Raw genomic sequence first — 12,400 nt, 5'->3', positions numbered from 1 at the left:
AATATACCTGCTAGTATTTTATATAAAAAGTTACATATTTTAATATTTATTTATTATTTTGGGGTAAAAGTTACCAATTTTGCAAATTAAGTACTCAATGAGTTGCTTATACTTTTAAATGAGAAAATTAACCCTAAATATGGTTGAATAATGTATCAGCAGCGGGACTCTTTATCTATGCTTTTTGATCAAACTGTAAATACAAGGTTGGAGGGAACAATCACGACCACAGATGATGGCACTATTTTACTATTCAACAAAAGGGCTCAAGAACTTTTAGACCTCGATAGTACGGCAGATACCTACAGAATACATCAATTAATTACGTTTTACAGAGCAGATGATCTTTCGGTATTGTCGCCTTCAGAAACGCCATTTTTTACTGCTCTTTCCAAAAACCAAGACCAAAATGAAATTATCCTAGGACGAAAAAAGGATCAAGAGTTTAAATGGTATCAATTCGATGTTCATGTTATGATAGAAGACAATAAAAAAGGTCTTTTAATTTCATTAATAGATGTATCGAAATTGGTCAATAAAAACCGCGTCCTGGAAGATAAGCAACACCAACTTCAATTGCTTGTTGCCTCATTAAATGATCTCGTATTTGAGGTAACCGATGCCGGGGTATTTAAAAACTACTGGACCAACAATCCAGATCTCTTGTTCTATAGTCCCGAAGAATTTCTAAACAAGAGTCTCACAGAACTCTTTCCGCCAGATCTTGCTATACCCACTGTCCAATTGATACAAAATTCATTAAAATTGGACCGCGAACTTAAGATGGATTTTCAATCCAATTTAAACGAGCACAAGGACAAATGGTATCGTTTACAGATTAAACCTATACATAGGGCTCAGAACCGGGTAGCCCTGGTTATTTCCGACATTACAAAACAAGTCGAGTCCAATGAAAAAAGTAAATTCAATGAACACAAGTTTAATCAAGCATTTTATTTATCAGGTCTGGGAATTTCATTGACAAGTCTCGAAGGCTACTCCATAGAATCCAATAATATGTTAACCAAAATTCTTGGTTATTCTCATGAAGAAATGTCGAAAACCAAGTTTACTGATAGGACGCACCCCGATGATATAAACAAAGATGTTGAACTTAGAGAAAAACTTGTCAGGGGTGAAATCGACGCATTTACGCTTCAAAAACGCTATATACATAAATTAGGCCATTTTGTATGGTGTTCTGTAACGGTTGCAGCAGTTTTTGATAATACCAATACCGCACAATTTCTCATCGTTCAGGTTCAGGATATTTCCGAATCAAAAAAGAATATCGAAATCCTAAAAAGGCAAAAAATTGAATCGGATTTAGTCAAAATAGATCTTGAAACCAAAATACGGCAACTGGAAGAATTTGCGAACATCCTCGCTCATGATCTAAAAGGCCCACTCAGCAATATACAGATGCTTATTGCCGAAATTAAGTTAACGCATGATGAAAAAATAAAGGCTGATTTTATGAACCTGCTACATACGAGCAGTGACGATCTGACTGAAACGTTACATAATTTGGACGGAATACTTGATATTAAATCAAACAATTCACTGATTTATGAACAATGTAATTTTTTAGATATATTCAAAAAAGTGCAGCAGCAATTTATGGAAGAAATACAGCAAAAAAATGCAACTATTTCCATCGAATTCAATGTAAAAGACATCTATTATCCTAAGATTTATCTGGAAAGTATTTTCAGCAACCTCATCAGTAATGCGCTCCGATTTACAGCGACAGACCGAGCCCCTAAGATCGAAATACATACACATCAGGAACAAGAAGGAACGTTATTAACGGTTAAAGACAACGGATTGGGTATTAACTTGCCAAAATACAAATCGGAGCTGTTTATGTTCAAAAAGGTTTTTCACCGTGGATTTGAGAGTAAAGGTGTCGGATTGTTCCTCATTAGATATCAGATCGAATCATTGGGCGGAAAGATCGATGTACAAAGTAAAATCGATTCGGGTAGCACCTTTTATGTCAAATTTTTAGAAAAAGCATACACAGATCCGCTGATACAGCTATAATAAGAAATCAGCGTTCAATCCTGTTAGCAGAAAATAACTGCTACGATCCTGGACAGCGTGATCTCATAAATAAAAGAGTGAAAGAAAAACTGCGCTGTCAATCAAAACGAAGATGAGGTTTATTGACACGATGAAAAACAATTATTAATCAAAAAGACCATGACTCCTGAAACCAAAAGAACGATCATTCTCATTGATGATAATGCCATTTTACGGACTATTTTCGCCCATATGCTACAGGGATTTACCGAATACGAGATTGACTTTCATTCCTTCCAAAATGCCCTGGACGCATTGGATTTTTTGGATAACAATGACCTCAGCCAGTCGTTGATGCCAGCAATACTCTTTGTGGACATCAATATGCCATTTATGACTGGTTGGGAGTTAATGGATGTGCTTGAGAACCGGACCGACTTCATCAAGCAAACCAACATTTTTATTGTCAGTTCCTCCACGAGCAAAAACGATCAGGAGCAACTGGCAAATTACCCTTTTATAAGCGGTTTTATTCTGAAACCTTTTGGAAAAGAATCCATTTATGAGATTTTGAAAAAACCCGATTAAAAAAAGGCCCCCCAAACCTTTTTTACCTAATGAGTGGGGGGCCGTTTATGTTGGCAACTTCGTGTTGTGCCCAGCGGATAACCACTGTCGTTATCTCTTTTGAGTGTTAAATCGCCTGGCACTTGTCTGCCAACCAATTCTTTTCCTCAGCAGTAAGATGAGTCGATAATTGATCAAACACCCACTGATTATAGTTATTCAACCAAGCAATATGTTTCTTATCCAATAGGGATTTTTCGATTAAATCAGTTGCGATATAACATATTGTTAGTGTCTCAAAATCCAGAAAGTCTCCAAATTCGGAAGAACCCGCTTTACGGGTCAACACAAGGTTTTCAATGCGGATACCATGTTTGCCTACGCGATACAATCCGGGCTCGATCGATGTAATCATCCCTGGTTCAACAGCAACATCTATTGCAGCTGCATTGAACACTTGCGGCCCCTCGTGAACGTTTAGGAAGAAACCGACGCCATGTCCTGTACCATGTCCATAATTGCGTAATGTTTCCCACAATGGGCGACGCGTAATGGCATCGATCTGGTAGCCGCGGGTTCCAGTAGGGAAAATGGCCTGAGAGCCTTCTATTGTTCCCTTGAGTACAAGCGTATAATCCTCTTTTTCCTCCTGCGTAAGACCACCAAGCGTTACCACCCTTGTAATATCCGTTGTACCAGTAGTATATTGTCCGCCAGAATCGACCAATAGCAAACCTTTAGGTTGTAATATATAGTTCGATTTTTCATTGGCTGAATAATGCGGTAGGGCACCGTGATCCAAGTATCCCGCAATTGTCGTGAATGAGACGTCGACAAAACCATCTTGACTTTCGCGAAATCCACGTAATTTCTCCGCAATAGATAATTCGGAAAGCTCACCAGAGGAGACATTTTCTTCCAACCATTTGAAGAAACGCGTCAACGCTATACCGTCTTTCACAAAGGTATGGCGGTTATTTTCAACTTCAACCTTATTCTTAATCGCTTTTAAACTTGTCGAGGGGTTTATTTTTTCGACAATCTTAACCTCTTTAGGTATGCTGTCGTAAACAGCAAAACAGGTACGTTTAGGATCAATTAAAATTGAAGCAACATCCAATGAAGGAATCGCTTTAAAAATATCTTCATAAGCCGAAACACTTACTCCATAGCCTTTAAGTTCTTCAGTTGCCTGAGTTGTCAACTTCGAAGGTTCGATATAAAGCGTTGCATTTTCTGGGGTAATCAATACAAATCCCAAAACAACAGGGTTACATGGTACATCTTGACCACGGATGTTTAATAACCAGGCCAAGTCATCCAAAGATGAGATCAGATGAGCTTCCGTTCTATTCTTTTTCATCTCCGCACGAACAGCTTCAATTTTAGAAACCGTCGACTGTCCCGTAATATTTTCACCCAGCAGGTAGGCCTGTGCCTTAGGCAGCGCTGGTCGTCCTTCCCATAATGACGACAACAGGTCAACATGACCATCTACTTTGATCTCCAAAGGCTCCAAAGTATGCTGAACAGATTGAGCCACTAATAAAGAAGCGAGATTGCCGTCAAAAGCAACTTTAGCACCAGCGCCCAACTGTTCGCCCAACCAATCTGCATACTCCGCTGCACCTTGCACTTTCAATTTCACCAATTCAAAGCCTGTTCCCGCCAATTGCTCTGCTGCTTGGACAAAATAACGAGAATCGGTCCAAAGGCCGGCAAAATCCTGTGTGATTGCCAACGTCCCTGCTGATCCGGTAAAACCAGACGCCCAGGCAATACATTTATAACGCTCCGGTAGATATTCACTAATATGAGGATCTGAAGATGGAATGATATATCCATCGATTCCCTGAACCTTCATCGCCTCACGAATGGCAGCTAATTTTTCGATATGCTTCATGTCGTCTATACAATTTTATGCAAGTTAGGATTTTTTAGGGTCGAATGCCTAACTTTAAGCCAAATAAAACAAACGAACTACAGCGGACGCTTTTCCCTAAAATTGGCAGCGTCCCAGTAATGACAATACATCCAAAGGAATATCCATGATTTTCAAACACGAATAAAAAATAACCGTGCCAACAAGCTTATCGAAGATAAGCTGGATATACCATAGGACTATAAAACATGATATATGAACCAATTTGTGCTAAGTGCCATTGCTTTTTCTGCCTACACGTTAACGACCGTTGCTACGCCAGTATATGCGCAGGATCTTCGTAGTAAAATTCAGGATGCATTCACGCAATTTCAAAATCAGGAAAACCTCAGAAATGGTTTGAGCTCATTGACCGTTTTCGACGCAAAAACAGGCCAGACTGTATTCGCAGCAAATGAGAACGTCGGATTGGCGACCGCCTCCACCATGAAGGTCATCACTTCGGCTACGGCCTTGGACTTCCTGGGCAAGAATTTTCAGTTCAAAACAACCCTGTATTATACAGGTGAAATCGATGAGAACGGAGTGTTAAACGGAAATATTATAGTGACAGGTACGGGAGATCCTACCCTCGGCAGCGCCCGCTACCCGGAGACTCAAGCAACAACGATACTGAACAAGTGGCTTACAGCAGTCCAGAATGCCGGTATTAAAAGTATAAATGGCGCAATCATCGCCGATGACCGGCTTTACAATGGCAACCAGCTTCCAGGGGGCTGGATCTGGACCGACATGGGCAATTACTATGGTGCTGGAATTTCTTCCCTAAATTGGTGTGAAAATGCTTTTGGCATAAATTTTCTGCCAAGCACCAAAGTCGGAGCTAAAGCTGAAATCGCCAATTACACAACACCAGTTCCGTATCTGGAAATTATCAATGAAACGACCACAGGCAAAACAGGAAGTGGTGACAATGTGTACGCCTACGCTGCCCCCTATTCAACCAAGATATTTGTGCGCGGCACCTATGGACAGGACCTCAAGAAAACTATCGAGCTCTCTTCGCCAGACCCGGCCTATGATCTCGCTTATCAATTAAATGAAGTACTAAGTAACAACGGTATTACCGCCAGCGAACTACCTGCTACCGGGACCAAGATGGATTCAGTTGATATTTCAAAAAAACAGACCCTCGATATCCATTTATCTCCAACCTTAGATAAAATCGTCTACTGGTTTAACCAAAAGAGTATCAACCTTTACGGGGAGGCCTTGTTGAAAGCGATTGCTTATACAACAGCTGGGAAAACGGGCACCGATGATGGCGCGTATTATGTACAAAAATATTGGAATGCCAAATTAGGCATAAAATCCAGCGAACTCAATAGTATGGACGGTTCGGGACTCTCCCCTCAAAATCGAGTGACCACGTCAGCGATGAATAAGATTATGCAGTATGCACAAAAACAGAGTTGGTATCCCTCCTTCTACGAAAGTCTTCCCACCTATAACAATATGAAGATGAAAAGTGGAACAATTGGCGGCGTACTTGGTTATACAGGTGTGCATACCAATAAAACAGGGCAGTCGTTTACTTATACTTTACTGGTCAACAACTATGCAGGATCGGCGTCCAGCATGCGTCAGCAAATGTTTAAACTATTGGATGTCCTGAAGTAACATATTATTGTCTAATTATAATAAGATATTGGCAAATATTTCCAATTATCAAAAAGAATGATAGATTTGTAGCCTTAAATTAATAAAATCGTAATGAGTAACACTAATCGTAAACAGGCAGCATTAAACTACCACGCAATGGGTAGACCTGGTAAAATAGCTGTTGTTCCGACCAAACCAACAAATTCGCAAAGAGACTTATCATTAGCATACTCTCCTGGTGTAGCGGAGCCATGTTTGGCTATTGCTGAGAACAAAGAAGATGCTTATAAATATACTGCAAAAGGAAACCTTGTTGCTGTGATCAGTAATGGTACAGCAGTATTGGGCTTAGGCGATATCGGCGCCCAAGCTGGTAAACCAGTCATGGAAGGTAAAGGTTTATTATTCAAAATTTTTGCCGACATTGATGTATTTGACATTGAAGTGGACACCAAAAATGTCGATGAATTCGTCAATATCGTTAAAGCATTGGAGCCTACTTTTGGAGGTATCAACCTCGAAGATATCAAAGCACCAGAATGTTTTGAAATCGAACGCCGTCTAAAAGAAGAAATGAACATCCCGGTGATGCACGATGACCAACATGGTACTGCAATCATCTCAGGTGCAGCATTGATCAATGCCTGTGAAATTATCGGTAAAGATATTTCAAAAGTAAAAATCGTCGTAAATGGTGCTGGAGCAGCTGCAATGTCATGTACGGCAATGTATATTTCTGTAGGTGCCAGCAAAGAAAATATTGTGATGCTGGATAGCAAAGGTGTAATCCGTACGGATAGAGAAAATCTAGACAGTATGAAAGCACAATATGCAACAGATCGCGATATTCGCACCCTAGCAGATGCGGTAAAAGATTCAGATGTATTTATCGGTCTATCGGCAGCAGACGTGATGTCGGCAGAAATGTTGTTATCGATGGCTCCAAACCCAATTGTATTGGCGATGGCAAATCCAAATCCTGAGATTGCTTACGATCTGGCGATGGCAACACGTAACGATATTATCATGGGTACGGGTCGTTCAGACTATCCTAACCAAGTAAACAATGTATTGGGTTTCCCCTATATATTCCGTGGTGCTTTAGACGTACGTGCAACTGCAATTAACGAGGAAATGAAAATTGCTGCAGTGCGTGCAATTGCAGACTTGGCGAAACAACCTGTTCCAGAAGAAGTAAATCAAGCCTATAACACCAGCAATTTAAAATTCTCGGAAGAGTATATCATTCCAAAACCTACCGATCCGCGTTTGATCACTGAAGTTTCCATGGCTGTTGCAAAAGCTGCCATCGCATCAGGTGTAGCACAGACCGTAATCGAAGACTGGGATCAATACAGCGACGCCTTACGTAAACGTCTGGGTAAAGATGATGCGATTATGCGCAATTTGACCATGGCTGCTAAAAGAGATCCTAAACGTGTTGTTTTTGCAGAAGCAGACAATTACAAAACGTTGCGTGCAGCACAGATTGTTAAAGAAGAAGGCATCGCTATTCCAATTCTTTTGGGTAGAAAAGATAAAATCGAACGTCTAATCAAAGAATATGCTTTTGAACTGGATGGCCTTGAAATTATCGACCCGGTTGCTGAAGTAGATGGCGAAACGGAGCGCTCGAAGAAATTTATTGAGCATCTTTATAGCAAAAGACAACGTCGTGGTATTTCAAAATACGACGCTCGTAAGTTGATGTACGATCGTAACTATTTTGGTGCCTCTTTAGTGGAATTTGGCGAAGCTGACACCCTAATTTCCGGTATGACCAAAAATTATGCAAATACAATCCGTCCGGCATTGCATGTAATCGGTGCTAAGCCGGGCAGCCGTGTGGCGGGTATGTACATGATGTTAACCAAAAAAGGACCAATCTTCATGGGCGATACAACCGTAAATGAAGACCCTACAGCACAAGAATTGGCAGACATTACCCTGTTACTGGATAAAGCTGTGAAACGTATGAACATTCAGCCACGTATTGCATTACTATCTTACTCTAATTTTGGTTCAAGTGAAGGAAAAACGCCAACAAAAGTAAGAGCAGCAGCGCAGATCCTACACGATCAACATCCAGAGATTATTGCTGATGGTGATTTACAAGCAAACTTCGCCTTGAACAGCGAAATGTTGACCGCAAACTTCCCGTTCAGCTGCTTAAATGGAAAATCGGCGAACACACTCGTATTTCCTAATTTGGAGTCCGGAAATATCGCTTATAAATTATTGCAAGAAGTTGGTGAAGCTGAGGCTGTAGGTCCAATCCTTTTGGGTATGAACAAACCAATTCACGTATTGCAATTGGATAGCTCGGTGCGCGAAATCGTCAATATGGTTACCATTGCCGTAGTAGATGTACAAGCACATCTTAAAAATTTATAGAATAGCTTAAAATCTTCCTATATTCGTATACTATGTACGAATATTTCAATGGAAAATTAGCATATAAAGCCCCCACTCATGTTGTTATCGATGTGAGTGGGATTGGTTATTATGTCCACATCTCGCTCTATACCTTCTCCCAAATCAAGGATCAGGAAAACTGTAAACTATTTATTTCACTTCAAGTTCGGGAAGACTCACACACGCTTTATGGCTTTGCAACTGAAGGCGAGAAAAAATTATTCGAAAATTTGATCTCTGTTTCCGGTATTGGCCCCAATACAGGCCGTATGATCCTATCGTCAAACACACCCGATGAGATCCAGTCTGCCATCGTCAATGGCCAGGTTGCCCTCATTCAAAAGATTAAAGGAATTGGTCCTAAAACAGCACAACGTCTTATACTGGAACTTCAGGATAAATTAAAAAAACAGGGCTTCGAAGCTTTGGCATCACCGATCCAATCCCAATCAGTTCCGGACGAAGCATTGTCAGCACTAGTGATGCTCGGATTCAACAAAGTCGCGGCAGAGAAGGTGCTAAATACCATTTTAAAGACCGAAAGCAATCTTTCCGTAGAGGATATGATCAAATTAGCGTTGAAACGACTTTAATGCATAAACATTTGCTGAACATATCCGATATTAATCATTAGATAAAGGATACGTGCTATTCATGCTGTAGCCTAAAAGATATAAGGAACCTTCGGGTTCCTTTGTCATTTCCCGAACCTCAGTTTTACAATAAATCGAGGACTAAAAAGGAAGCATCACGACAGCGATTTATTCTTTACAAAGGCGTAGCCCTTTCCTTCTTTTCGCTTTGGTTTTTAGATACAGCAAACGGGCATTAAATAGGGATCAAATGTCGTCTTTTGACACTGTTTATTCAGTGCTTATTCAGTGATTGTTCAGTGCTTGCTCAGTGATCAGTCAGTGAAGACTGAATAAGCACTGAGTAAGTACTGTTTAAAAATTGATTAAATATTATGCTTATTTTGAAATTGGTATCAACCAATTATAGCCATTTTGAAGATGGCGTTTGAGGGACTGTTTCCAGAAAAGCAGATTCCGTTGTGCCCGCTACTGAACAGCTGCTCCGTAGAACAGGGATAGATACAGTTAAAAGGCATAAATTTTTTCACCTAAATTTGGATACTATTCCCGAAATAAAATATCCCCTTTAACAGACTAAACAAACGATTGATCTACCCCAAACACGTTATTATCCAAACTACTTCTAAGTGCCCAAAAACACTTTCAACAGTGTTTTCATACCCTATTTGTTACATTTCCTCTTTGCTAAAACGTATTTATTCACCTATTTTTAGGACTTCTTATTTCAGTTATAATCTCACGCATGAAGAAATTATTTTCACTTGCGCTGGCCCTAAGTATAGGAGCAGCAGTATTTGCGCAAGAAAAGAAAGATGCTACCTTGAACATTGTGCCCTTACCGCAACAGGTTCAAATTAAAAATGGTACATTTAAAATCAACGCTAACACCAAGATCGCCTTTGATAGCGAAGACGACAAAAAAGTTGCAACATTATTTCAGGATTTCCTAAAAAGCAACTACAATCTCAATTTATCCCTAGTGAAATCAGCGAGCAGCAATAGCATCTATTTCTCCTCCAAAAACGCAAAATCCACTAATGCTGAAGCGTATGAACTTAACATTAGTTCAGACCGTGCGACAATTAACGGAAAAGCTGCTGGTCTATTTTACGGTATGCAATCGTTGATCCAGTTGCTACCTGTGGATAAAAAGGCGAGCATCGAAATTCAACAAGCTTCAATCCAGGATGAACCTCGCTTTGCTTACCGTGGATTACATCTCGATGTTGGCCGCCACTTCTTTCCCGTAGAGTTTGTAAAAAAATACATTGATATTCTGGCGTCTTACAAATTGAATACGTTTCATTGGCATTTGACAGACGACCAAGGCTGGCGTATCGAGATCAAATCACACCCAAAATTGACTCAGATTGGCGGTTACCGCAAGCAAACGCTGCTGGGTAACTACAAGACAGATGGCGATTATGACAACACGCCTTATGGTGGTTTCTATACCCAAGACCAAATCAAAGAAGTGGTTGCTTATGCAAAAGCTAAATATGTAACGGTTATCCCAGAAATCGAGATGCCAGGACATGCGTTAGCAGCACTTTCGGCTTATCCAGAATTGGGCTGTGGTGATAAGCCAGGACCTTACACGGCTGCGCAGACTTGGGGCGTGTTTGACGATGTTTTCTGTGCCGGAAAAGAAGAAACATTCAAGTTATTGGAAGATGTCATTGACGAAGTCATTCCCCTATTCCCGAGCGAATATATCCACATCGGTGGTGATGAATGTCCAAAAACAAAATGGAAAACATGTCCATTTTGTCAAAAAAGAATCAAAGATAACAACCTCAAAGATGAACACGAGTTACAGAGCTATTTTATCCAACGTATGGAAAAATATATCAATAGCAAAGGTAAACGTATCATTGGATGGGATGAGATCTTAGAGGGCGGTTTAGCGCCTAATGCGACTGTCATGAGCTGGAGAGGCGACCAAGGTGCGATTGATGCAGCCAATCAAGGTCACGATGTGATCATAACGGCAAACAGCTATGGTCTATACTTCGATCATAAACAAGGTCCTGATCAAAACAGAGAACCTTTAAGTATCGGCGGACTTTCCACGTTGAGCAAAGTATATTCGTCAGACCCAATGCCTAGCAAAATTGCTGAAAACAACAAGAAACACGTTTTAGGTGTACAAGCAAATATTTGGACAGAGTATATTGGATCATCCAATAAAGTCGAATTTACAATACTACCACGCGTTTTAGCACTTTCTGAAATTGCCTGGACACAGCCTGAGAAAAAGAACTGGAAAAATTTCTCAGAACAGCGTGCAGCAAATCAGCTGGCTAAACTTGACCAAACCAATACATTCTATCGTGTACCAGAAGTATATGGCATCACAGACAGCACCGTCTATGCTTCAGAATATACGATCCGTGGGCTGAAACCTTCTGTTGAAGGAGCCAAAATTTATTACACATTGGACAACTATGATCCTTCGGAATTAGATTTAGAATATACAGGTCCAGTGAAAATTACGGTTCCTAATGGTAAAGAACGTATTTTCAAAGCAGTTGTTGTAACGCCTTCCGGCAAAAGAAGCAACTACATTCGGGTGAATATTATCAACACAAAGAAATAATAACATTTGCCTGATGCGAAAGCGCTAATATTCTGTTAACTTTGAACAGCGTATTAGCGCTTTTTCATTTCATGCAGGTTGGGACTCAATATGTCGTGAAGCTTTCCGGACTGGCAAAACATCTTTGGCATTGTAGTCCTGGTAGCAAATGCATGATTATTTTTTACATAGATTTTTATGGCAGAGGATTTACAAATAGCTAAAGGTAGCAAAGAAGAACAATATCAAAATTTACTTCCTCAAATTGGAGGACTTTTGCAAGGCGAGCCTAATCAAATTGCCAATTTGGCTAACATCGCTGCTGCACTGAAAGAACAATTCAATTTTTTCTGGGTTGGTTTCTATCTTGTCGATGGAGACGAGCTCGTATTAGGCCCTTTTCAAGGACCCGTTGCATGCACGCGTATCAAGAAAGGTCGTGGAGTATGTGGGGGTGCTTGGGCACAGGAAAAAACATTGATTGTTCCTGATGTGGAGCAATTTCCGGGACACATTGCCTGTAGTTCGCTCTCGCGGTCCGAAATAGTGCTACCCGTTTTTAAACAGGGACAGATTATCGGTGTGCTGGACGTTGACAGCAGTGAATTAAATAGTTTTGATGAAGTCGATGAGAAATACCTTACGCAGGTATTACAGCTTTTAGACAGCGAATAG

Annotated in this window: 8 protein-coding genes; 7 read left to right on the top strand and 1 reads right to left on the bottom strand. The window is 40.4% G+C overall.

The window, feature by feature from the left end; genetic code table 11:
- The first annotated feature begins 177 nt into the window (after positions 1 to 177).
- Both AAW12_RS04205 and AAW12_RS04200 read left to right on the top strand, forming a co-directional pair.
- Positions 178 to 2,046: a sensor histidine kinase gene (locus AAW12_RS04205; protein WP_197083969.1), complete on the top strand. Its 1,869-nt coding sequence runs from the start codon at positions 178 to 180 to the stop codon at positions 2,044 to 2,046.
- 159 nt (positions 2,047 to 2,205) lie between these two features.
- Positions 2,206 to 2,613: a response regulator gene (locus tag AAW12_RS04200; RefSeq protein WP_046672355.1), complete on the top strand. Its 408-nt coding sequence runs from the start codon at positions 2,206 to 2,208 to the stop codon at positions 2,611 to 2,613.
- 106 nt (positions 2,614 to 2,719) lie between these two features.
- On the opposite strand, the gene AAW12_RS04195 is transcribed toward AAW12_RS04200, so the two are convergent.
- Positions 2,720 to 4,495, bottom strand: coding sequence for an aminopeptidase P family protein (locus AAW12_RS04195; protein WP_046672354.1), 1,776 nt, complete (start codon positions 4,493 to 4,495; stop codon positions 2,720 to 2,722).
- Between the two features lie 234 nt (positions 4,496 to 4,729).
- On the opposite strand from AAW12_RS04195, the gene dacB reads away from it, so the two are divergent.
- From dacB to AAW12_RS04170, 5 genes are all read left to right on the top strand, one after another.
- Positions 4,730 to 6,154 carry a D-alanyl-D-alanine carboxypeptidase/D-alanyl-D-alanine-endopeptidase gene (gene dacB, locus AAW12_RS04190; protein WP_084823070.1) on the top strand — a complete coding sequence of 475 codons (1,425 nt, stop codon included), beginning with the start codon at positions 4,730 to 4,732 and terminating at the stop codon, positions 6,152 to 6,154.
- A 93-nt stretch (positions 6,155 to 6,247) separates the two neighbouring features.
- Positions 6,248 to 8,530, top strand: coding sequence for an NADP-dependent malic enzyme (locus AAW12_RS04185; protein ID WP_046672353.1), 2,283 nt, complete (start codon positions 6,248 to 6,250; stop codon positions 8,528 to 8,530).
- A 32-nt stretch (positions 8,531 to 8,562) separates the two neighbouring features.
- On the top strand, positions 8,563 to 9,144 hold the full coding sequence (gene ruvA, locus AAW12_RS04180; protein WP_046672352.1) for a Holliday junction branch migration protein RuvA: 582 nt from the start codon (positions 8,563 to 8,565) through the stop codon (positions 9,142 to 9,144).
- Positions 9,145 to 9,889: 745 nt separating this feature from the next.
- On the top strand, positions 9,890 to 11,746 hold the full coding sequence (locus tag AAW12_RS04175; RefSeq protein ID WP_046672351.1) for a beta-N-acetylhexosaminidase: 1,857 nt from the start codon (positions 9,890 to 9,892) through the stop codon (positions 11,744 to 11,746).
- A 177-nt stretch (positions 11,747 to 11,923) separates the two neighbouring features.
- Positions 11,924 to 12,400, top strand: a complete 477-nt coding sequence (locus tag AAW12_RS04170; protein WP_046672350.1) for a GAF domain-containing protein — start codon at positions 11,924 to 11,926, stop codon at positions 12,398 to 12,400.

Origin of the sequence: Sphingobacterium sp. Ag1 (genome assembly GCF_000988325.1) — a bacterium.
Classification (GTDB): domain Bacteria; phylum Bacteroidota; class Bacteroidia; order Sphingobacteriales; family Sphingobacteriaceae; genus Sphingobacterium.
This window is presented reverse-complemented; position numbering and strand designations above follow the sequence as displayed.